This window comes from Streptomyces sp. CNX435 (assembly GCF_059570575.1).
In genome coordinates, this window is the sequence record NZ_JCANTA010000005.1 from 333559 (window position 1) to 356420 (window position 22862).

The following is a 22862-nucleotide window of genomic DNA, read 5'->3' on the forward strand; positions in this document are numbered from 1 at the left end:
CGCCGGCCGCTGCCTCGCCACTACGGCGCGCCGCCGCAGGAGCACTCGTACGCCGCGGTGTTCGGGACGACGTCGGGCCCGGCTCGGCGAGCGCCACCTCCTCACTCACCGGCCCCGGCACCGGCTGCTGCGCGCCGGTCGGCGCAGGCGACCGCAATCTCACCTCCGGAGAAGTCCCCGTGACCGACACGCACCCGGCAGTGCCCAGCACCACCACCGCGGAGGCCACGACCAGCTCGCAGCGCACCCTGCCCGGCACGCACACCCTCACTGCCGGTAAAGGTCGCCACAGTCGAAGATGATCCAACCCGTCCGCGACTTGCCACCCTCCTTGAACCGGATCCGCAGATGCGACCAGTTCTCCGTACGCTGCAACAGCCGCACCCGCTCGCCGCGGTACACGACGCCGACAACGGGAGAACCCTTCCGCGGCTTCGTCCGGACATTGGCTGCCGCGCAGGTCACCTTGATCATCGGCCGCGCATAGCGGTCCGCTGCTACTGAGGACGGCACCGCCGGGACAGCAGGAGCGGCACCGGCCAGCACGACACCGACCGTGATCGCTGACACGGCGATACGAGAGATCATTTTCATCACGCAAGGCCAACCCCGGCACGACAGGAGGGGCACGGGGCCCGCACGAAGATCACCCGTGTGGAATGACGGACGCCTCTGTCTTGTCGATGCCGCAGTCATCCTTCCCGCTTATCCAGTAGTGGGAGGCCCACGGCGATAGCGGCTACAGGCCGGTCTCCTGTCTGCGACGCCACGCCACGCCCACAGCCAGTGCTTGATCCACCCAAAAAAACATGGCTCAATAAAGGTGTTCGTAAGGGGAGGGCAACCCCCAGCCGGACACCTCGGGCAGACCGGCCCGAGGAACCCCCTTCACAGCAAGGAACATCACCGCATGGACGACCTGAACGAGCCCGCCATCCCCCGCATCCCGCGCCAGCGGCGCGCCGCCGACCACCAGGCCGACACGGCAACACCCGCCGCCGACGCAACCGACCGGTTCGTGATCGGTGAGCGTCAATACCGCGTGCGCGACGCCGTAAACGAGATCTGGGACCGGCGGATCGGAGGCCACGTCTACCGCTTCGGCCGATTCGACAAGGGCGACCTGAGGAGGGAAAGGATCCTCATCGACCGCCGTTCGCTCGACGGCAGCCGCACCGGAGCCATCCGCACCATCCGGTGCCGGGAGATCATCACGCGCAGCATCCTGCGAGAGGCCCAGCAACTCGACGCCCTGCACGACGACTGCGACGCCACCTACCGGGACGGTGCCGCGCGGCTCATCAGCCGACTCGCCGCGTACGCCCGCCGGTACCTGTGACTGAGGCCGGGACGGGCGGGCAACCCCGTCCCGGCCGCCGGCCCCGCCCCTTCACCACAAGCCGGGCTCCGCGCCCGGCCGGCCAAACCCTGAACGACCCGGGCCACCCCTGGCTCCCTGCACGACTCGGCGGAGGACAACCCGCCGAGTCAGGACAAACCCCCTCCGGCCAAGGAGCGATGCATGACCACCGACACGCAGGCCATGAAGAAAGCAGCGACCTGGCTGCACACCCACAGCACCACGCTCGCCGACGTGCTGCACGTCTACAGCGAGCGGATGGGAGACAACGCCGACGCCCTGCGCGACCTGGCCGCCAAGGGCGGCAACGCGCTCATCACCGGCGCCGCAGCTGCCGCACTCGCCGCCGACTTCGAACAGCGCCAGCAGCACGCCATGCGCCTGCAGGCCGAGCTGTACGAACTCCGCCACGGCGAGTAGCCCCGTACCGGGCGGCCCGCCGCAACACCCGTGGCGGGCCGCCCCACCCGAAGGCACCGAGCGCCACGAAGAACTCAACTCGCCGGGTAGTCGACCGCCACCCGCCTCTCCAGGACACGCCCGGACGCCCCCACCCGGCTCGACACCTCCCCCCAACACGGTTCAATAAGGTGATTGATGCGAGGAGCTGCACCGCTACAGCGGACAGGGGTGACGCCCGGGCGCAAGTGGGCAACCGCGCGCCGGGCGTCGGGCTCCCCTTCACAAGGAGCCACGCCAGGATACGAGGACAGCACTTGATCACCATCGACGGGAGGCGTGTCCTCTCCCGCCGCGACATCCACCAGCGCTACGGCTACGCCCTCAGCACCCTGGAACGCTGGTGGGTAGAGCGCGACACCAACGGCCATCCCGATGCCGTACGGCTCCACGGCACCCTCTACTGGTACGAGGACAATTGGAAAGCGTGGGACAAGAAGCGACGTAACCCCGAGGGCATGCTCACCCGAGCTGAGCTCGCCGAGAAGACCGGCTACACCATCCGCTACCTCGAACGGCTCTGGCGCGAACGCGACACCAACGAACACCCACCGGGAAAGCGCATCGGGGGCCGCCTCCGCTGGAACGGACAGGCGTGGGACGACTGGAACCGCAATCGGCTGCAGATCGACGATGTCGACCAGCCCGCCGATGACGATGCCGCTGACGACGACCTCATCGGCCCGGCCGAGTTCTCACGCATCCTCGGCCACGCGGACACCAGCACCGTCAGCAAGGCCGTCAAGACGCCACCACCCGGCTGGCCCGAACCCGACGAGTGGGAAGACCTCCCCAGCGGCCGCAAGCGCCCGAAGTGGCGACGTCGGCGTGCCCTGGCCTACCGCGACCACCGCGCAGACCGGCCCATCCGCCGAGGCCGCCGACCAGGCAGCCGCAACGCCCGGTACCCGTACGCCGGCGACCCCCGGCTCGCTCTCGCCCGCCGACTCCTCGCCGAGCGGCCCGACGCGACTAACGCCGAACTGATCGAGGAACTGAAGCTCTCCGAAGCGCCGCCGAGCAGCTACAGCACCTGGACCAAAATCCTCACCAGCGCACGCAGTCACCCCCAGAAACCCGAATGACCTGAACGCCTCTACTTCGACTGCGCCCTCCCGCCCACCCCGCGGGCCGCCGCCGACGCCCTGGTCGACGCGGCCGCCGTCCTCGACGGCAACTCCGAGGTCGCCGCGGCGGCGCGGCTCACCGACCGGGCCCGCCGGCTGACGGATTGACCGGCGGGGCCCACACAGGGCCACCGTGGCGCTACGCTCTCGGTGCATGGAGCAGGAGTTGCGGCGGATGGCCGCAGAAATCCTGGCGGATGCCAAGGTCTGGCGGCTGGTCCGGGAGAGCTGGGACGAGTTCGAACAGGGTCTTCAGGCCATGGAGGACGCGCTTGCAGCCGGGGATCTCGCCGCGTTCCGGCGGGCCGTGGGGGATGTCGAGATGGCCGGCCCGCACCGCATCTCCGGTCTGGAGGACAGCGCGATGCTCCCGCTTCCCGAGGAACACCGCGAACGGCTCGACGAGCTGGTCCATGTTCTGGACACGGACGGCCCGGTCTCCCATGCCGACCGGGCCGTCGACGCGGCACGCCGTGATGCTTCAGGCTGAGGCGCTGGGGGTCCATCTCTTCGTCGCCTCCACTGGAGACCACCGGAACGACGCCGTCGCCTTAGTCGAGCGCGTGTGGCACACGTGCGGAGAGCTGCTGGGCATGACGGCTCCGGTAGAGGGGGTCGGCGCCGGGCTGGAGCCGGGGCACGGCTGGGCCTCCTGGCTGCGGGGAGCCGCCGGAGGCGGGGACGCCCGGGGCCCGCGGGGTCTAGTTGCGGCCAGGAGGCGGCCGGGACCGGGTGTGCGGCAGGCCGCGCTCCGGCGGGAACGCGACGTCCTGTGCCTGTCGGTGATGCTGGCTCCGGATGCCGCCGAGGGGCTTGGCTGGGCAGAGCTGGACACGCTGTGGTCCGGGGTCATGCGATCGGTTCAGGGCACGGCCGGGCCCGGTTCGGTCGTGCTCGGATCGGCCCGGCTGTATCTGGCGCGGCTGGCCGAGCCGGAGACGTCCCTTCCCGACGCGCCGGCTTTGCCTTCGACGGCGCCGGACAACCCGCTGACCGCATACGTACGGGAACGTGCCCCGGGAGCCGGCGAGGCGCCGGCGAACTGGCCGTGCACCGGGGTGGTGGTGCCCCAGGGTTTCGCCGTGTGGGAGACATCAGCCGCCCAGGACACCCGCGACGAGCGACGCCTGGTCGTCGTCGCCGCGTACGACCGCGATCCCGAGCTGACCGCCTGGACCTGGACCACCCGCACGCGCGCCCTGCCGCCCCTGGGACGGTACCTGCTGCACGCGGCCAAGATCCGCTACCAGCTGCGGGTATGGAACGCGGCCGAGGGCATCGGTCGGCTGCGTGCCGATACGGACAGGGTCATCGCCGAACTGCTGGAGAAGACCGAGGGCGCACGGGGCGTACGGGGCACCCGGTCAGAGTTGCTCAAGGCATCCCATGCACTGATTGATCTCCAGGTGCGTGAACGAGGTCTCGTCAACCGCGCGAGCCGCAGCCGCGAAGTGTCCCGCACGGTGGAGATCGCCGCGGCCAACCTCACTGCCCTCGGCGGCGACCCGGACCTCGGCGGGTTGTTCGCCGACGACCGGGCGCTGGCGGAGTGGTTCATCCAGCGTCTCGACGACGAGGCCACGTACCTAGAGGCGGCGCTGCACCGGTGCTCCCAAGTCGGCACCCTGGCCGATCAGTCCGTACAGCGCAGCCTGCAGCGCCGGCAGGAGACGGTCAATGCCGGTCTGACCGGCGCCCTCGGTGCCATCCTGATGAGCCTGGCCGCGGTGCAGGCGTTCCAGTACACCGTTCCGCTGCCGGGGCCGGTGAAGCCCGCAGTCATCGCCGCCCTGGGCGCCCTCGCCCTCGTGGCCTCCCTGGTGGTACTGCGCGTCGTGGCGGCGGAGCGGCGCTGGTCGCTGACGCTCCTCAGGCTGGGGGTGGGGGCGCTCGGCGCGGCACTCGCGTGGGTCGCGGTGTCCGCGCTGGTGGGCGACACGGCGGGGGCAGGGTGGACGTGGCTGTGCGCGGGGGCCGGGGCGGTCGTCGGGGTGGTCGCGGCGGGGGGAGGATCAGGCCGGGAGCGGCGACCGTGACCGAGGCGGGGCAGCAGGCGGGGGAAAGGGAGTAAGGAGCGTCATGAGCTACAGCGCACCGCAGAACCCGAGGTACGAGCCGCCGGGGCGTCTCCCGCCGTGGCGTCCCCCGCCCGTGCCCCCGCAGCGGCCGACGCCGACCGGGGGACGGCCGGAACCGCCCGCGGAACGGGGTTACCGGGAAGGTCTGGCCGCGCACGCCGACTACCACAGCGGGGACGGACCCGCCCACCTGGACCGGGCCGTCAGCGCCTTCCAGGCGGCCGTCACGGACGCGAAGGCGGGCGAGCCCCAGCGGGCCACCTACTCCAACAGCCTCGGCGTGGCCCTGCTGGACCGGTACCGCCTCCGGCAGGAGACCGGCGATCTCCACTCGGCGCTCGACCACTTCCTGGAGGCATACGAGAGGGGAAAGCTGGACACGTTCGAACGGGCCCGCGCGTTACGCAACGTCCACACCGCCCTTGTCCTCCTCACAGCCCTGCCCTACCAGTACCGGTCGGGCAGGAAGCGACATCGTCTCGACTCGCTGGAAGCCGTACGTAGGGAGCTGGCCCGTACACCAGGCGTCCCCGTCCTGGAGCGGGTGAAGAACTCGTACGAGAGCGGCCGGACGGCCGCGGACGCGCACGGCCCGGCAGCCGGCTACGAGGACCTCAGCACCGCCGTGCTCCTGCTGCCGCTGGCCGTCTGGGGCTCGCGCGAGCAGAAGCTCGACATGCTGGCGGAGGTGCCCGGACTCGCCTCCGCCGCGGCGGCCAGTGCCCTCGCGGAGGGGAAGCCCGTCCGCGCCCTTGAACTCCTGGAGTACGGCCGGGCCGTGCTATGGGAGCAGGACCTCAAGAGCTACCTGCCCCGGGAGGAACTCCGGGCGTCGCTGCCGAAGAAGGCGCCGCCGGTGGTCCAGCAGATGGATCGCGTGCACGCCGGGCTCTCCCGGCTGGACTCGACGACCCCCACCCATGCGGGCGACCCCCGCATGGACGCCGACCGCTGGGGTCGCCGGTGGCGAGAAGAGGCGCTGTCAGCCGCGATGGCGGACCCGTCTCCCGCCGAACTCCACCGCCAATGGGAGACCCATGCCCAGGAGGCACAGCGTCTCCTGCCGCACAGGACCTTCAGGCAGCCGGACTTCCTCCAGGACATCAGGCCGGCCGCCGACGAGGGACCTCTCGTGATCGTGAACGTCAGCCCCTGGCGCTGCGACGCCTTGATCGTCACCTCGGACCTGGAGCAGCCCACAGTCGTCCGATTGCCCCATCTCAAAGCCGCCGAGGCCGAGGCGCAGGCACAGAGGTATCTCGACGCCATGACCCGCACCGGCAGCGGCAGGGAAAAGGTCGTCACAGACGTGCTGGACTGGCTCTGGCACACCGTCGCCAGGCCCGTCCTGGCCGCGCTGAAAGGGCTCACCGTCGCCTCGGGCGTACGCATGTGGTGGATTCCCACCGGCCCGCTGACCACCTTGCCGCTGCACGCGGCAGCCCTGCACCGGGCGGAGCCCGCCCTCCCCCGCCCCGTCTCCTCCTACACGCCCACCGTGCAGGCCCTTCAGCACGCTCGCCTGCTCCACCGGCTGGCACGCCGCGGCATCCTGGACTTCCGGCGCCGCCACCTGCTCGTCACCCCCACGGTCGGTGAACTCCCGGGCGCCGCCCGTACGCGCGCGCATCTGGACCGCCTCCTGCCCCGCGGACGCCGCACCGTCCTCACGGGCCCGAAAGCCACCCGCGCCAGGGTCAGCGCCGCACTGCCCCGACACGTCTGGACGCACTTCGACTGCCACGCCGTACAGAACCTCAACGAGCCGCTCAACAGCCACCTCGCCCTGCACGACGGCCCCCTCACCGTCTCCGACCTCGCCGACCTCCCCACCGCACGAGCCGAGTTCGCCTTCCTCGCCGCCTGCACCACGGGAACGGGAGGAAACCAGGTCCGCGACGAGTGGGTCAGCCTCACCGCCGCCCTGATGTACGCGGAGTTCCCGACCGTCATCGGCACGATCTGGCCCGTCCCGGACGGGCCGACCGCACGCATCGCCCAGGGCGTCTACGACCGGCTCATCCCCCGGCGCAGGTGGCGGTTCCGTCTCCCCCTCACCTCCCCGCAGCTGCGCGCCCACGCCCTGCACGCAGCCCTCCTCGACGAACGGAAACGCCACCCGGACCACCCCAGCGCCTGGGTCTCCTTCGTCCACTACGGGGTGTGACCGTGAGACGGGACTGAGTAGGGGCGGGGACTGGAAACGGAGCGCAAGACCACCGCGCCAGTCCCCGACCCTACTGAGTGAACCTCCTTCGTGCGCTCAGCAGAAAAGCAGGTGACACCGTGACGCTGCGGTGTTGTTGCCGTTCGGAAGTGGCCACAGGGCAGGCGTAATCGAGGCCCGTGCCCGCCGCGGGTGCGGCGGGCACGGGGCCAGTGGGGGCAGTTGGTGTCAGCGGGTGTCGGCGCCCGTGTCGGTCAGGCGGTAGCGGCGGGGTGCGTCGGTGACCTGTTTGGCCAGTCCCTTGGTGGTCAGGGTGGCCAGGGCATTTGCGATTGCCCCGGAGCTTCTGTCGATCGCGCGGCTGATCTGCGTGGCGGTGAATGCCTCGGTGGGATGTGCTTGCAGGTGCGTGAGGACCTGTTCGCGCAGGGCTCCGGGGGCTAGCCGACCAGCACTGGGCGTGGGCGCGGGTCGTGCCTCCGGATCCGCGGCTGGCGTGCCGAGTGTCTGCCGAGTTGCCGGAGCGTCATTGGCGTGACGTTGTGTCTCGTCGGGCTCGATGGACGAGTTGGGGTGGTTGTTGGGGGTGGTGTGGTAGCCGTCCTCGGCGGCGGAGGCCGGGTTGTCGGCGGGTTGTACGGTGTTGGTGCGGGGTGCGTGCGCCGTGTTGTCCTGCGCGGTTGTCGGGTTGGTGTCCAGCTCGACGGTGGTCTCGGTGTGTTCCGTGGTGTCCGGTTGGGTTGCTTGTTCGCGGGCGGGCTCCCAGCGGTCGGGGGTGCGGCGGCCGCCTTGGAGCTGGCCCCGGGTGCGTACGGCGAGGCCGCATCGTTCCAGGTACGCCAGGGCTTTGGTGGCCGTGGAGCGGCCGAGTCCGGTGGCGCGGGCCAGGTCGGCGGCGGTGCAGTCGGTCTTGCCCGTCAGGGCGGTGAAGACGTCTGCGGCAGGGCCGGTGAGTTCGGCGGTGTCTTGGGTGTCGAGCCCGGAGGCTGGGTCATGGTGGGGGGGTGTCTGGTTCGTCATGGAGTGGGGCCTCCCATGGTGGTTCGGTGGGTGGACCCCGGCCGGGGTGCGGCCGTAGGGGTGGCCGCTGGGGCGGCCGGTCGCGTGCGCATCGCGGGTGATTCCGGTCGTCCCGCGACCATGGACGCTCGACTCTGGTGCGTTCGTCAAGCGCCGGATCGCTCCTGGTCACAGAGATGTCGGGGTGCGGTGTCGGGTGCGGGTGCACCTGCTGATTGCGCGTTGTCCAGGCGGGTGCGCAAGGTGCGGGCGCGCTGCTGTCCGAGGTGCAGTTGGCGGCGCAACTGGCGGATGGAGATGGGATGGCCCGTTCGGTCCCGCCAGGCGGTGTCCAGGGCCATGGCGCGCGCGAACAGGTCGCCGTCGGCGGGGTACACATGGCGGGCCTGGGGGCGGGATCTGGCGCGGTCGAGGTGCGCCCGGGTGCGGGTGGCGGCTGCCGGTGCGAGGGGCGGTGGCGCGGTGGTGGCGGCTTCGTGCGGGAGCGGGTGCGGTTGCGTGGTGGTCCTGGCTGGATCGGGCGCGGGTGCGGTGGCGGGTGCGGGTGGGGTGCGGTGGTGCACTTCGGTCAGCAGGCGGCGGTAGGCGGCGATGGTCTCGGCCAGGGCGATCAGCAGTAGCGGGGGCGTGAGGTGGAGTAGGACCGCGGCCGGGTCCGCCTGGCGCGGCAGGCCGATGTGTCCGTCGGGCCAGAGAGAGGCCCAGGTGTTCATGAGCGCCGCGCACAGGCCTGCGCCCCAGCGCATGGTGGTCGACCAGCCCGGCGGGGTGAGGCCCCAGCCGGCCAGGCGGGCGTCGGCGTAGAGGGTGCTGGCGAGAGCCAGGCTGATCATGGGGTCTAGCAGGATGGCGATCGGCAGAGGGATGCCGCGGCTGGTGGCGAAGCCGGTCACGTTCACCGCGGTGAACACCAGCGCCAGAAAGCCGACCGCGCACAGCACGGCGGTGAGGGCGCGCAGCATCCGCGTCGCCTCGTCGGGCGGTGGTCCGCTCACCGGCGACTCTTGCCGGCCGCGGGGCGGGTCGCGCCTTGGAAGGTCGGGCTTTGCGTGTCGGCTGGGCCTTCGCGTACGACGGCTCCGGGCCGCGGGGCGTCGATTGAGCGGCCGGAGCCGCTGTAGAGGGCGACATGGGTGATACGGCTCGGACTTGGGCCGTAGAAGAGCAGGTCCCCTGGAAGCAGCGGGGCACCGCGGGGTACGCGTGGGCCGTGGCGGAACTGGTCCTGGGCCACGCGGGGCAGAGCGATGCCGGCGAAGGCGTATGCCGCCTTGGTCAATCCAGAGCAGTCGAAGCCGCCCTCGGCGGGGCCGTCGCCGCCCCACACGTAGGGGGTGCTGAGCTGGGCGCGGGCGAAGGCGACCGCCTTGGCCGCGGGCTCGGTTGGGGCCGGGCCGGCGGACTGGTACCTGTCGGCGATGGCGAGGACACGGTTTACGTACGTGTCGGAGTGGTTGTAGTGCCAGATGGCGCGGCGTAGGTTCTGGCCGTTCTTTGCGCCGTTGGCGCACAGCAGCCGGGCGGCGGCGTGGACGGCGTCGACCGGGTCCCAGGGAGTCGGTGGCTTCTTTCCGCCCGGCGGTACCGGATGGGCGTATCTCTTGAAGGTGGAGGGGAGGAACTGTATCGGCCCGACCGCGCCGGCCGGGGAAGTCATGGTGGGGTCGCGCGAGTGGTCTGTCTCGACCTTGCCGATTGCGGCGAGGACTGTCCAGGACAGGCCCGGGCATTCTGGTGCAGCGCGCTGGTACAGGGCGAGCAGGTAGGCGGGGATGTCCATCCGCGCGTGCTTGCTCGGCGAGAGACCGCCCAGCAGCGCGGCGATGACGGCGGCGGCCAGCAGCGGAAGGGCGAGGATGGCGCAGCCGATGCCTCCGGCGGTCTTGGCGAACAGCGAGGTCACGAGCCCGCCTCGGCCCTTACGGGGGGTGGGAGAGGCGGCACGGGGAGGGTGAGGGCGGTGTCGGCATCGGTGGGCTCCAGTTCGCAGGCCGGGCTGAGTGTGGACCAGCGGGTGGCGAGGTGGTCGAGGGTGGTGCGGCGCGTGTCTCCGGGCGCCAGAGGGCTCCACCAGGGGCCCCAGGGCTCGGTGGTGGTGAAGTCCGCGGACGAGGTGGCGATGTTCAGGCCCAGTTCGCGTGCGGGGGTGGTGAGGCGGCGGCGTAGGGCCTGGTCGCGGGAGGCGGTGCGGGTGTGGATGAGCAGGGCCGGGCGGGCGCTTGCCGTGGTGGTGAAGGCGGCGTAGCCGGTGAGTTTCGCTTCGACGCGGGGGAGGGGCTGGCTGCCGGTGTCGTATTCGAGGAAGAACGGCAGCAGCAGGTCGTCGTCGGCGTAGTGGGCGTAGGCATCGGGGCGGACGATGTCGCCCCAGCGGCGGGCGCAGGACCGCTCGGACAGCCAGAGCGGGAGCCTGGTTCCGGGGGTGGTGCGGCTGCGGGCGGCGAGGCGTACGAGGAGTTCGTTGACGCCGAGATCGTGGCCCAGGGAGGGCGAGTAGGCGATGCGGCCGGTGTGGCTGGGGCGCCAGCCCACGTCGGCGACGTCGCATCCGACGTGGGCGGCGAGCACGGCAGCACCGGCGGGGCCGAGGGTGTAGTGCTCGGGGGCGGATCCGGTCTGGGTGAGAGGGCGGAAGGAGTCGAGCACGCCGTGGTGGTGCAGGGTGCGCAGGCGGCGCTGGGCCGAGCGCAGGGAGGTGTAGGCGAGGCTGGCGATCTGGTGGGTGGTCAGGACGCGGTGTTCGTTCAGCATCCGGGCCAGCCACAGGTCCCTGGCGGTGAGGACGCGGGAGAGGGCGGCGACATCGGTGTGCCGGGGAGGGCGTCGGCGGGAGGTGGCGGCGCGGGCGGTGTAGCGCGAGCCGGGGCCGGAGGCAGGGCGGGGCAGTGCGGGCATGATCGATCTCCACCAGGGGTGTGGGGCGCGAGGGTGTGTGTCAGGGGCGGGTGGCCGGGCGGGGTCCGGTGTGGCCGCCGGCGGCGGCTCGTAGGTCCTTGGCCCGGCCGGGTACTGCGGGCGGTAGGGGCCGGGTGGTGAGGGTGAAGGCGGCGGATTCCGCGCCGCCGGTGAGCAGGTGGGCGGCGGCCTGGTAGGGGCCGAGGTGGGCGAGGTCGTGCGCGGCCAGGGTGGGCAGCGTGTGCCGTTCCAGGGCGTTGGCGTCTTCCGGGGAGGCGTTGAAGAAGACCTTGTTGCGGGCGTTGGCGGAGATGCCTTCGCGCAGGTCGCGCGGCAGCTGTGCGAGGTGTTGGTGGGCGAGGAGCATGGACAGGCGGTAGCCGCGGGCCTCGGCGAGCATGTCTTCGAGCGGGTACGGAAGGGTGAGGAAGTTGTGTGCCTCGTCGATGCTCAGGGTGGCGTCGATGCGGGTGTGCTCGGGGACGCGGGCGCGGGCTGCTGCGGCCTGCCAGGTGCCGGCGACGATGAACGAGCCCAGCAGGCGGGCGGTCTCCTCGCCGAGGGCTCCTTTGGGGAGGCGGGCGAGGAGGATGCCGCCGTCGAGGACGTGGCCGAGGTCGAAGGTGGAGGGGCCGGCGGAGATGGTGCGGCGGGCGAAGTCGCGTAGCAGGAAGGCGCGCAGCTTGTTCATGACCGGGCCGATGACGGCGGCGCGGGAGGGTTCGGACATGGATTCGTACCAGGCCCAGAAGCCGCGCAGCACCGGGTCCTTGAGCGCGGGGATGATGCGCAGCCGGTAGGCGGATTCGCCGAGCAGCCTGGGGACGTCGGCGAGGGTGACCAGTTGGCGGGTGCGTTCGCGGTGTTTGAGGAGGGTCAGGCAGGCGGCCCGCATCACGTCGTCGGTACGCGGGCCCCAGAAGGCGCTGAAGATCCGGCGGAAGATGCCGGTGATGTTGTCGACGACGACGTCGATGTCCGTGCCGTCGAGGACGTTCAGGCAGGGCGGGGTGTGCGGGTCGTCGGGGTCGATGAGGACCAGGCGGTCGGCGCAGGTGTCGGGGAGCCGGTCGAGGAGGTCGGTGACGAGGTCGCCTTTGGGGTCGATGACGATGACGCCCCGGTGGTGGCGTACGTCGTCCAGGGCGAGGTTCGCGATGAGGGTGGACTTGCCGGATCCGGTCGCGCCCATGACGTGGAGGTGGTGGCGGACGTCGGTGACCGCGAGGCCGACATCGCGGCGCGCGCCGGTGTCGGAGCGGCCGAGGGGTTTGACGCCGATGCCGGGGGAGGGCTGGGGGACCTGCGGGGGCGGCAGGACCGAGCGGGCGCCGGCCCGTCGGACGCCGGGGGCGTCAGGGTCGACGGGCAGGTGGGCGATGGCGGCGAGTTCGGGGACCGACAGCAGCGCGGGGCGCGAGCGCGGGAAGCTGCGGGCGCTCAGGTGCGGTTCGGGGCGGCGCAGCCGGGCGCGGGCGAGGTAGTTGCGGTCGGCGTAGAGGCCGAAGGCGGAGGCGAGGGCGTGGGCCCGGCCGCGCGCCACCTCGTCGGACCGTTCCGTGCCGGCGGAGCAGGTGGCGGCGTAGGTGAGGGCGCACTGCCACTGCGGGCCGGAGAGCTTGGTGGCCGACTGCCGTACGGCGGCGCCGTGTTCGGGGTCCTGTTTGCCGGTGGCGGCGGGCTGGGCGCGGTGGAAGAGCAGCGCGGTCAGGGCGGGGAGCCGGGCGGGAGTTCGTCCGGCTTTGAGGCTGCGGGCGTGGCGGCGGGCCCGGCGCAGTGCGCTGCCGGTGGCGGGGCGGGCCAGGATCTGCACGCACGCGGACTCGTCCTCGCCCATGCCGCTCGCGGCCTGGAGCAACGCGCGGAGCGGGTCGGTGGAGTGGTCAGTGCGCAGCGGCAGGACATCGTGGCGATCTGGACGTAGCCGTCCAGCGGATACGGCATGGCCTGGGGTGAGGAGTGCGGCGGGTTCGGTGACGCGGGTGTGGGCGCCGGGCCAGGCGGCCTCGACGGCGCCGCGTACCAGGCCCAGCGGTACGGTGCCGGGCAGCCACAGGCGGATGGACAGCCCGGTGTATGACCAGGTGTACTCGAAGGCGAGGTGCGGCTGGCCGGTGGTGATCCGGCGCCACCAGGGGCGCAGGAGGCCGGCGAGCTGGGCCCACAGGACTTCACCGCCCCGGGGCGCGACGGTGGGTGGTGAGAGGATTTCCACGCAGCGCGCGCCCTGGGCGAATTGCTGCTCGCGCCACCGCCGCAGACGGGTCTTGAGCGCATAGCCGCTGGCCACGGCGACAGCGCTGCACGGGGCGAGGACGGGTGCGTGCGTGGCGAGCCAACCGGTGCCCTGGGCACTGATCGTGGCCCAGAGGCCGCCCGGGTTGGTGAGGAAGTCCACGAGTGGCCCGCTGGGCTGGGATGCGGCGTACGCCGGGTGCGCCATCAGAAGTCCTCTGCCGCGTCGGAGCCGATGAGGCCATCGCTGTCGGGTTCTTCGCCTCCCGGTTGATCGGTGGTGAGTTCGCTCGGGTCTGTGGTGATCACCCCGTGTTCGCCGGGAGCGGCGACACTGATGAAGGCGACCTTGTGGCGGCGGTCGCCGGTCAGCAGCAGGGCCTCGCCGCGGGTCGCGGAGAGCAGGAACTCCCGCTCGCCGTGGCAGAGGTGGAAGTTCTCACTGATCACGTCGATGGCCTGAGGTGCCTGGCGGAGCAGGATCTGGGTGGCTGCGTTGGAGACGATGGCCCGCCCGAGGGGGGAGGCGAGGACGTCGTCGGCGTCTTGGGTGACCATCGCAAGACCGGTCCAGTACTTCCGTGCCGCCTTGGCCAAGCGGAACAGGAAGCGCGCCCCGGCACCGTCGCGCATCAGCAGCCACGCCTCGTCCACCACGACCAGGTGACGGCCGGGCTGTGCGCGGTTGGTGACCTGTCGCCAGATCGTGTCCAGCGCGAGCAGCATGGCTGGTGCCTTGACCTCTTCGGGGAGCTGGCGCAGGGCGAACACGACGAGATGACCGGTGGTGGAGACGGTGCTCGTGCCGTTGAACAGCCGCGCGTGCGAGCCGGTGGTGAAGGGAACGAGCCGGTTGGCGAGATCGGCTGCCGTCTCGCCGTTGTCGTCGGCCAGGACCGTGGCGAGGTCGGCGAGGGTGGGCGGGGTGCGTTGCCAGGTGCGTGGGTCTGAGGTGATCCCTGCATGTGCGTAGGTGGCGAGGATGGCCCGGTCCAGTACCGCTTTCTGAGCGGCGGTCAGGTCGCTGCCCAGCAGAACGGCGAGGAAGGTGTGCAGGAACAGCACGCGCCTGGTCAGGACGTCCTCGCCGCCGTCCGCCGCGGCCGGGAGGTCGAAGGGGTTGAGGCGTACGCCGTCAGCGCCGAGCGCGAGGATGTTCCCGCCGACGGTTTCGGCGAGGCGGACGTACTCGTCTTCCGGGTCGATCACCGACGCAGTGACGCCGGTGAACAGCAGGCGGAGCAGCTCCAGTTTGGTCAGGTACGACTTGCCGGCTCCTGAGCGGGCCAGGGTGATGGAGTTGTAGTTGTCCTGCGCGAAGCGGTCCCACATCACCGGGGCTGCGGAGACGGCGTTCAACCCGTACAGGACTCCGGACGCCGTACCGTCTTCGCCTGCGGTGATCGGTAGGTCGGGACTGGTGAAGGGGAAGCACGCGGCGAGCGCGGCGGTGTCGAAGGTGCGGCGGATCTTGAGGGTGTCGATACCGAGCGGGAGGGTTGCTAGCCAGCCTGGCAGGGCCCGGTAGGTCGTCGGGGCTACCGTCATCAGCAGCGACTCGGCGATCGCCCGGACGGCGGCGGCCTGCTCGGCGAGGCTTTCCTCGTCCGGGGCGTGCACGGTCAGGTACAGGGCGACGTGGAAGAGTTTTCCCTCGCCGCGGGCGATGCGGTAGGCGAGGTCGGCGGCGTCCGTGGCGGCGGCTTCTACCTCCGGATCGTCCAGGTGCCCTTTGTCGAAGCCGGTGCGGCGGCCGGACTCCAGCCGGGCCCGCTGCTTCTTCAGCCCGGCCGCCGCCACGGGGTTGGGGACCGGCTCGATGTGCAGGGCGATGTCGAGGTGGCCGGGGAAGTTCAGCAGCGGGGCCAGCCAGCCGGAGGTGACTTCGGCCGGGTAGCCGCTGACCACAAGTGTGGTGGCCAGGTGCTCACCGATGGCGAGGGTGCGGGCATGCACCTCGATGGCCTCGGGGCCATGGACGTCCAGCAGGTCGGCGGCGTCGACGACCGAGGTGTCGCTCTGTGCGTGGCGGCGGTTGAAGCGGATCCAGGTCATGCGTGCTCACCTTCCGGTCCGTCCTCGATCGCGGTGGGGGTGTCGGGGTTGCAGGCCGCGCTGACCAGCTCGGCGCTCTGCTCGCTGTCCAGCGGGGTGACAGTGACCTCGGCGGCGGTGAGAGCGCGGGCCGCCTCGGCCACGCGCTGCAGCACCCGCCCCTCGCCGGCGTGGTGCCGCCTGCCGGGCTGGGCCTCTTCTTCCCGGGAGATCAGCACGATCTGCCGTCCGAGCAGGTTGCCGCCCGCGGCGAGGTCGGCGAGGAAGTCGGCGTGGGCGCGGGCGGCCCGTTCCAGCTCGGGGTGCGGCAGCGCGGCGGCCTGGTGCTGGAGGTCAGCGGCGAGCGGGGCGAGGTCGATGCGGTGGCAGCGCACAAGCAGTTGGGTGGGGCCGGTCAGGGAGTTGAGCCAGCGGGCGAACGCAGCGGTCAGGCCCTGCTGCTCGGCGCCCGAGCGGAGCTCGAAGTTGACGGTGGAGCACGTCGCCAGGGCCGCCCTCCCCTCACCGCCCAGGTCGAGCACTCCGTTGGGGGCGATGCCGTCATACGGCATGCGCATCGCGGTCGGAGGCGGACCTGCGGCACGGGCCCACCGGTCGGGGATGGCGGTCGGCAGCGGCGGCACGCTTTCGGCGGCCTGAACACGGCGCCCCCGGGCGCGGGCATGGGCGAGCGCGGCGAGCAGGAAGCGGTCCATGCCGATTCCTTCCCGTCGGCCGACCGCGAGGGCGGCGAGGGCCCCGGCGATCGGGATGACCAGGACCACGTAGGTGAGCGGTGCCATGAAGGGGCGCGTGGCCCACCAGCCGCCGTACAGCACGATTCCGGCAAGAGCGAGGGCGGCGGTCTGCCGAGCGGTGAAGGGCCCGAAGACGCGGTCCGGGCGTGAGATGTCGGCCGGAATACGGGTGGAGTACGAGGCATCCGTTGGCTCGTCGGGTGGGTTCATGCGGGACTTACCTCCGGGGTGGTTCGAGGGGCAGCCGCAACTGCATAGGGTGTGGCGGGCGCACACGGACGCGGCGGGCGGGTACGGGCAGGACCAGTTGGCGCGTCCGGGCTACCGGGGCGGCTCGGGTCATCGGTGGCGGCGAGCCGGGCGCTGGCGCGGTGCGGACTGCTGGGGGTGTGGCGGGGACGCGCTCGGCGCGGATCGGCAGCCATAGCTGAGTGAACCTCCCTGGCCGGGTGGGGCTGCGCGGAGCGGTGACGGGCAGGGCCAGTTGCCGTGTCCGGCGGGCCTGGGCAGGGTGGATCACGGCGCGGGGGCCTCTCGGCGTACGGGGGGCGGGAGCCGCCCCTGGTCTGCGGCGTCGGGGAGCGCGGCCCTGTCGGCCGGCGGCGCCAGGAGCAATCGCTGCAGTGGGCGCTTGATGCGCGTTGGCGGCGCCAGTGCGATGCCCTCCTTGCTGCCCGGCTAGGGCGCTGGAGGCTGGCTGATTTGCTGCGCCTGGCCGGGCACCGGGACGGGCGAAAGCCGCCCGGCCGCGGCCGGACGGAGCCCGGCCCCGGCCTCGCGCACCCCATCGTCCGGGCCCGGTCGGCGGTCGACCCCCACCGGGCCCGCCCCTGCCCCCTCCCGGCCGGCCGCCGCCACCGCTGGGTCCGCCGCGGCCAAGGCCCAACCCGGCGGCGCCCCCGCCACGGCCACGCGGTGCGCTGCGTCGGCGGAGCAGGCCCGCGCCGGGCAAGTAGTGGTCCATGAGCCGGTACATCGCCAGGTGCTTGAGCATCCGCACTCCGCTCGGCGCGTGCGGATTGCTGACCGGAGAGCCACGCAAGACAACCTGCAAAGTCCAGCCGGGAATCTTGAACAGCACCCAGAACAAGGCCACTCCGGCGAGCGTCGTACCTAGCTGATCAGACTTCGGGATGCCCAGAGTCTTGGCGCCGGGAGAGAAGAACAGCTTCAGGGCCAGAACGAACGTCATCGACTGCGCGATCTGAATGACCAGGCATCCGCCCAAGGCCCGCCACCACAGCCGAGCGACCGGATCGGTCAGCGGGTGAGCATGACACGCCAGCATCAGTGGTGCGGCCACTGCCAACAGCGCCATCACCGCGACCCGGACCAGGAACCCGATCAACACCGCGAGGACCAGCGCGATCATCACGATCGCCAGGATCAACAGATACAGCTTCAACCCCGCGGCGCCGAACAGGGCGAAGGGCAGGACTTGCTCGACCATGCCCTTCCCGGCGTCCGACATGTCGGTGGCCATGATCGCGTGGGCCAGGGCATTGGACAGGCTGATCGCCTTGCCCATTACCGTCAGAGATGTCGCTGCCGCGACCATCCCCAGCAGCAGCCGCGGCACGATCTGCTGCAGGGCGTAGCGGGTCTGGACCGTCTCGTATCCCATGACCGTGATACCGCCCGCGGTCACGAACAGCACGTAGATCCCGGCCGTGATGCCCAGCATCGCCGTCCACAGCCGCTTGATGTCCGCGTGCTTGGTGACATCAGGCGTCGCCAGCAGAGTGTCGGCGAGAAATTCCCGGACCGGCCTCATGATCTGCTCGACCAGCATGCCCAGGAACGAGGTGATCGCGTCCACGATCATTCCGGGAACGTCGAGGAAGCCGAATGCGCTGCCTCCGTTGTTGCAGTCGCTCGGATCTCCGTCCAACTCGCATGCCTGCGGCGTCTGACTCGGCGTCGGCTCCGGCGAGGACTGCGCCTCTGGCTCGGCATCCGGGCGTCCCGGAGTGGGGGTCGGGCCGGGCGTCGGATCCGGCCCCGTCCCGGATTCGGGTTCCAGAGTGGGTGCGGGTGCAGGCTGCGGTTCGGGATCGGGCGGATCGGGGGCGGCCGGAGCCAGCGCGGCTGTACCTACGGCCTGCGCAGAATCTGAGTGGACGAGCGGAACCAGCACCAGGGCCGCCAGGAACAGCAGAGGCAGGAAGTGGCCCAGATACCGGGTGCCGGTCACTGTCCGCCCCCGCCCACCCCGACGATGCCCTGGAGCACCGTCACGATGACCGGAGCGAGGATGGCCAGCCCGTAACCGATGCCCGCGGCCTTCAACGCACGCTTGGCGGCCTCGACCTCACCGGGATCACCACCGGCCATCAGGTAACGCAGCCCGCCGAAGGTGAGGAAGAGGGTGGCCAGGCCGGCGAGGATGCCGACGATCCAGTTCCGCAGGTTGTCGATGACGGTCGGGATGTCCGCCACCGCCCACACGTGCGGCGGCTGGGCCAGCAGCGCCACCACGGTGACAGCCACGATGAACCCCGGGCGGACAAACCAGCGGCTGAAGGGCTCAGGCCGAGACTGCCGACGACGCGCGAGCATGGCAGTACACCTCCATCGGGCACACAGCAAGACAGGACACAGGCGGGAGCGCCCCTGGCCGGGGCATGGGGGGAGCAGGAGCGGGGTGAGCAGAACCCTGGGCCCGGAGGCCGGCCTCCCTACGGGATGCGGCGGGATGGGTTCTCGGGTGTCAGCACGAGACGGTCGTGCTCACCCCGCACCAGGCGGCGTTCCGGTCCGGGACGTCGGCCGACGCCCCGGACCGGAACAGGCGGCCTGGTCCGGCTCCCGGACCGGGCCGCTGTTCACCGTGAATAGAGATGCCGGTGGCGTGAATTGACATCCCGTCGCCGGAGATCCCCCGTTCGGACGCCCTACACCTCATGCAGCCGGTTCCGCAGATGCGCGGCCAAGTGCTGCTCGGCTGCGCTGCGGTGCCGATAGAGCTGACGCACACTCACTCCGCGCTCGGCCGCAAGGAGGCTCATGGGCTCGCCGTCGAGGCGGGTACGGGCGATCAGCCGTGCCTCGGCCACGTCGACCACCCGGGCCTTTACGGCGTGGGCGAGCACCGTGAACTCGTCCACCGCCTCATCCGCATCCGCCTGCGGCGAGGCGCACAGGTGGTCGAGGCGCGCTGCTGCCGGCCCGGCCTCGCGGTTCGCGCGGCGATGCGCGGCGTACACCACGCGGTGCACGGCCCGGTCGGCTGCGTTGAAGAGCTCCCTGTCCAGCCGCTCCGAGCGCAGATCCACCGTTCGAAGGGCTACAGCGACGGCGGCCAGGGCCTCCTGCTCGACTTCAGCGCGCTCCAGGTGGGCGGGGCGGGTCAGCCGGGCGAGCATCCGGCGCAGCACCGGAACGGTCATGGCCACAGCGACCACGCCCCACGGTTCACCCAGATCGCGGGCACGCCGGACCACCTCACGCCATGTCTGCTCGCGCAGCTCGGCTCGGGTGGAGGGGTGGGCCAGGTGTGTGCGGACCCGGTCGACCGTCCATGCCGCATGGTCAGGGTCGTCGCACACCAGGTGCGCGGGGAAGGTGAGCGGTTCGATTCCCCGGGCGAGGGCGAGGAATGCCTGCTCCAGGTCCCCGAGTGGGGAACGAAGGCTGTCGTGCGGACGGGGCGCGGGGCGGTGAGCTTGGTGGTGGTGCATGGCGCATCTCCTGTGACGACGTGGACAACTTCCGCCGCCACACCTCCCAGGGCCCCGTGCCACCACCGGCCCACCCGCAAGCCAGTGCCGCGTCACCGCCGACCGAGTTGCCCGGCATGTGCGACAGCCCTGCCCTGGTCCTCCCTCGATCGTCTGGAGTGACGCCTCAGACGGAGCAAAATGAATCGAACACAGAAATTCTCGACACTCCGCTGTCTCCCCGCAGGTTGGTTCGCCCCAGTGGTTCGCGGGTGGCTCGCAGGTGGCACACGACTGGCTCGCACCCACAACGAAGTGCACAAATACGGTTCACGACAAGGAGAGCCGGGAGCCAGTCGGCGGGACGCAAAGTCGCTGTCGAGGAGATCGAACAGCCGCAACGCGGTGGCAAAGATCAACGGGCGAGTCTCTATTAGTCGCGTCAGCACGAGTACGGCCGGACCCCTCCGTCCCGGGCGCCGCTCATCGCATGCCGAACCCCACCGCTCCCCGCTCCCGTATCTCTCGGCCGCTGCCGACGACCATCTGGCTTCCCGGCCCGGACGACCCGGCTCGTCCGATCCCCGGCGCCGTACTGCCCGCCTGGGCCATCGACAAGATCCGCACCGACTTCGTCGACCGCCCCGCCCACCAGCCCGCGTCCTTGCTCAAGATCGCGATCCGGGACACGGCACCCGGTATGGACGCCCGGATCCCCACCACGCCCTTCACCACCCCGGCCGACGACGGGGACAGCGCGGACCTGTCCATCCTCCTGGCCGAACTGCACCCCGACGCCCTCCCCGCTGCTGCCACCGCGGATCTGGCCCTCGGTGGAAGCGAGGTACACGGCGCAGCCGGAGACGGCTGGCCCGGCTTCTTCCACCGGGCCCACCGGCTCCTGCCGACGGACGGTCTTCTGCTGCTGGCCACCCGTCAGCGTCGGGAAGCCGGCCGACTCACCGACCCGCTCGGCACCCTGATCGCATCCGCCCGCACGGCCGGATTCCGCTACCTCCAGCACATCGTGGTCGCCTACGGCCACCCGGCCGGCGACCGACTGGCGCCCGCCCTCCCCGCCGACACCTCGCCCGGCGTCGCGCACTGCGACCTGATCGCCCTGTCCGCGATCCGCCACGCCTAGACCCGCCAAGGAGACGCTCGTGCCTTCCCCTCTCTCGGTGTGGAACACCGCACCCACCTCCGCCCCGCAGCAGCGCAAGAACCGCTACGTGCCCGGCTCGGCCGTCCACCCCGCCAAGATGCTCCCGTGCATCGCCGCCCACGCGATCGCCACCTACACCCGCCCCGGCGACCGGGTCCTGGATCCGATGTGCGGCATCGGCACCACCCTCGTCGAAGCGATCCACCTCGGCAGGCACGCCCTCGGCGTCGAGTACGAATCCAAGTGGGCCAACCTCGCCCGCCGCAACGTCGCCTACGCCACCCACAAAGGCGGCAGAGGCTCTGGTGATGTGCGTTGCGGCGACGCCCGCCGCCTCACCCAGCTCATCCACGCCGAGCACCATGGCGAGGTCGATCTCGTCATCACCTCACCGCCCTACGGGCACTCGGTGCACGGGCAAGTCCGCTCCACCCGCGAGACCGGCAAACGAGGAGTGCTCAAGAAGGACTACCGCTACAGCCACGACCCCTCCAACCTCGCCCACGTCTCCACCGACCGGCTCCTGGAAGCCTTCACCCAGATCCTCACCCAGTGCCGACACCTCCTACGCCCCGGCGGCACCGTCGTCGTCACCACCCGCCCCTGGCGCGAACGCGGCGAACTCATCGACCTGCCCTCGGCCGTCCTCGCCGCCGGCCAGGCCGCCGGACTCACCCCCACCGAGCGCTGCGTCGCCCTCCTCGCCGGCATCCGCGACAGCCGCCTGATCACCCGCCCCTCGTTCTTCCAGATGAAGAACGTCCAAGACGCGCGCCACCAGCGCATCCCACTCGCCGTCATCCAGCACGAAGACGTCCTCGTCTTCACTCGCCCCCGACGACACCCTGGCCGGACCGCAGCCACGCAGCACTGCCCGGATGCACCGGCCTGCACGACCAGAACCGCTGGCACCGCGACCTCCGCTGCAGCCGTCCGATCCCGCACCTGCACCCACAGGGGCCGCCGTGGCGACCACTGATCTCCCGATCGGCAGCCTATTCTCCGGAGTCGGCGGCCTGGACCTCGCAGTCCAGGCCGCACTCGGAGGCCACATCATCTGGCACGCCGAGAGCGACCCCCACGCCGCCCAGGTCCTGACCCGTCACTGGCCCAACATCCCCAACCTGGAAGACGTCCGAGCCACCGACTGGCAACGCGCCGAGCCCTTGTGCGTCCTCACAGTCGGGTTCCCCTGCCAGGACCTCTCCGTCGCCGGCCCCCGCACCGGGCTGGCCACCGGCACCCGCTCCGGCCTCTGGCGCCACGCCGCCGGTGCCATCGAAGCCCTCAACCCCTGCCTGGTGGTGATCGAGAATGTCCGCGGCCTGCTCTCCACCCGAGCCGGAACCCACGCCCTTCGCCACGTGGAACCCTGCCCGCGGTGTGTGGGAGACCGCCCCGATCAACCCCACATGCGGGCACTGGGCGTGCTACTCGCAGACCTGGCCGACCTCGGGTACGACACGAACTGGACGTGCCTACGCGCCTCTGATGTCGGCGCCCCGCACCGCCGCGAACGCGTCGTCCTCACCGCTTGGCCCCAGGCCCGCCGATGCCGGACCCCTACTGAAGACCCCGACGGCGAACCTGGGCAGCAACGGCGGCTCCCAGCACCCGGACAAGCGCAAGGCCGAAGGCCATGGCCCCACCCTGGCCGACGAGATCGAACACCTCCTGCCCACCCCACCAGCCAGCGGCAACATCAGCCACTCACCGAACCAGAAGCACGACGGTGCCTCCACCGAGGCGAGACGCACTGCGCACGGCTCGCCGGCCGGGGCTGCCGCGGAGGACGCCCCCGCGTATCCGCTGCCCCACCCGGCCTCATCCGACAAGACGGACCGCGCAGGCACGCCTCCGAGATGCAAAGTCAGCGTGAACCAACACACGGCCGCCACTCACCCG

19 protein-coding genes and 1 pseudogene are annotated in these 22862 nt (G+C 71.3%); 9 read left to right on the plus strand and 11 right to left on the minus strand.

Features of this window, described 5'->3' with window-relative positions; translation table 11 throughout:
• Positions 1-267 precede the first annotated feature (267 nt).
• Positions 268-594, minus strand: coding sequence for an SH3 domain-containing protein (locus T328_RS12475; protein WP_496496042.1), 327 nt, complete (start codon positions 592-594; stop codon positions 268-270).
• Positions 595-910: 316 nt separating this feature from the next.
• Here T328_RS12475 and T328_RS12480 point away from each other — a divergent pair, with 316 nt between their 5' ends.
• The 6 genes from T328_RS12480 (at position 911) to T328_RS12505 (ending at position 7191) form a co-directional block, all read left to right on the plus strand.
• Positions 911-1339 (plus strand): hypothetical protein, encoded by a 429-nt coding sequence (locus T328_RS12480; protein WP_496496043.1) that lies wholly within the window; start codon positions 911-913, stop codon positions 1337-1339.
• 183 nt (positions 1340-1522) lie between these two features.
• Positions 1523-1780 carry a hypothetical protein gene (locus T328_RS12485; RefSeq protein ID WP_496496044.1) on the plus strand — a complete coding sequence of 86 codons (258 nt, stop codon included), beginning with the start codon at positions 1523-1525 and terminating at the stop codon, positions 1778-1780.
• Between the two features lie 296 nt (positions 1781-2076).
• Positions 2077-2904: a hypothetical protein gene (locus T328_RS12490; protein ID WP_496496045.1), complete on the plus strand. Its 828-nt coding sequence runs from the start codon at positions 2077-2079 to the stop codon at positions 2902-2904.
• Positions 2905-3100: 196 nt separating this feature from the next.
• Positions 3101-3436 (plus strand): CATRA system-associated protein, encoded by a 336-nt coding sequence (locus T328_RS12495; protein ID WP_496496046.1) that lies wholly within the window; start codon positions 3101-3103, stop codon positions 3434-3436.
• Positions 3423-4982 carry a CATRA conflict system CASPASE/TPR repeat-associated protein gene (locus T328_RS12500; RefSeq protein WP_496496095.1) on the plus strand — a complete coding sequence of 520 codons (1560 nt, stop codon included), beginning with the start codon at positions 3423-3425 and terminating at the stop codon, positions 4980-4982. Before T328_RS12495 ends, T328_RS12500 begins: the two co-directional genes overlap by 14 nt.
• A 43-nt stretch (positions 4983-5025) precedes the next feature.
• Positions 5026-7191, plus strand: a complete 2166-nt coding sequence (locus tag T328_RS12505) for a CHAT domain-containing protein (protein WP_496496047.1) — start codon at positions 5026-5028, stop codon at positions 7189-7191.
• Positions 7192-7419: 228 nt separating this feature from the next.
• On the opposite strand, the gene T328_RS12510 is transcribed toward T328_RS12505, so the two are convergent.
• The 10 genes from T328_RS12510 to T328_RS12555 all read right to left on the minus strand — a co-directional run bounded on the left by T328_RS12510 (position 7420) and on the right by T328_RS12555 (position 19813).
• Positions 7420-8211 carry a MarR family transcriptional regulator gene (locus T328_RS12510; RefSeq protein ID WP_496496048.1) on the minus strand — a complete coding sequence of 264 codons (792 nt, stop codon included), beginning with the start codon at positions 8209-8211 and terminating at the stop codon, positions 7420-7422.
• Positions 8212-8357: 146 nt separating this feature from the next.
• Positions 8358-9206 (minus strand): hypothetical protein, encoded by an 849-nt coding sequence (locus T328_RS12515; protein ID WP_496496049.1) that lies wholly within the window; start codon positions 9204-9206, stop codon positions 8358-8360.
• Positions 9203-10114 (minus strand): C40 family peptidase, encoded by a 912-nt coding sequence (locus tag T328_RS12520; RefSeq protein WP_496496050.1) that lies wholly within the window; start codon positions 10112-10114, stop codon positions 9203-9205. The genes T328_RS12515 and T328_RS12520 overlap by 4 nt, the downstream gene beginning before the upstream one ends.
• Positions 10111-11106, minus strand: a complete 996-nt coding sequence (locus tag T328_RS12525; RefSeq protein WP_496496051.1) for a replication-relaxation family protein — start codon at positions 11104-11106, stop codon at positions 10111-10113. Before T328_RS12525 ends, T328_RS12520 begins: the two co-directional genes overlap by 4 nt.
• 40 nt (positions 11107-11146) lie before the next feature.
• On the minus strand, positions 11147-13549 hold the full coding sequence (locus T328_RS12530; RefSeq protein WP_496496052.1) for a DUF8128 domain-containing protein: 2403 nt from the start codon (positions 13547-13549) through the stop codon (positions 11147-11149).
• Positions 13549-15396, minus strand: a complete 1848-nt coding sequence (locus T328_RS12535) for a VirB4 family type IV secretion system protein (protein ID WP_496496053.1) — start codon at positions 15394-15396, stop codon at positions 13549-13551. Before T328_RS12535 ends, T328_RS12530 begins: the two co-directional genes overlap by 1 nt.
• The gene (locus T328_RS12540; RefSeq protein WP_496496054.1) at positions 15393-16343 is read right to left on the minus strand and encodes a PrgI family protein; all 951 of its coding nucleotides are present in this window, start codon (positions 16341-16343) and stop codon (positions 15393-15395) included. Before T328_RS12540 ends, T328_RS12535 begins: the two co-directional genes overlap by 4 nt.
• 7 nt (positions 16344-16350) lie before the next feature.
• A complete protein-coding gene (locus T328_RS12545; RefSeq protein WP_496496055.1) occupies positions 16351-18327 on the minus strand; it encodes a TrbL/VirB6 family protein in 1977 nt (658 codons plus the stop codon).
• Positions 18324-18623, minus strand: coding sequence for a pilin (locus T328_RS12550; protein WP_496496056.1), 300 nt, complete (start codon positions 18621-18623; stop codon positions 18324-18326). The genes T328_RS12545 and T328_RS12550 overlap by 4 nt, the downstream gene beginning before the upstream one ends.
• A gap of 404 nt (positions 18624-19027) precedes the next feature.
• A complete protein-coding gene (locus tag T328_RS12555; protein WP_496496057.1) occupies positions 19028-19813 on the minus strand; it encodes a hypothetical protein in 786 nt (261 codons plus the stop codon).
• 469 nt (positions 19814-20282) lie between these two features.
• Here T328_RS12555 and T328_RS12560 point away from each other — a divergent pair, with 469 nt between their 5' ends.
• The 3 genes and pseudogenes from T328_RS12560 to T328_RS12570 all read left to right on the plus strand — a co-directional run.
• On the plus strand, positions 20283-20936 hold the full coding sequence (locus T328_RS12560) for a hypothetical protein (protein ID WP_496496058.1): 654 nt from the start codon (positions 20283-20285) through the stop codon (positions 20934-20936).
• A 19-nt stretch (positions 20937-20955) separates the two neighbouring features.
• Positions 20956-21936 carry a TRM11 family SAM-dependent methyltransferase gene (locus T328_RS12565; protein ID WP_496496059.1) on the plus strand — a complete coding sequence of 327 codons (981 nt, stop codon included), beginning with the start codon at positions 20956-20958 and terminating at the stop codon, positions 21934-21936.
• Positions 21836-22450 (plus strand): annotated as a pseudogene (locus T328_RS12570) (DNA cytosine methyltransferase); the annotation flags it as partial. The gene T328_RS12565 and the pseudogene T328_RS12570, both read left to right, overlap by 101 nt.
• Positions 22451-22862: the final 412 nt, after the last annotated feature.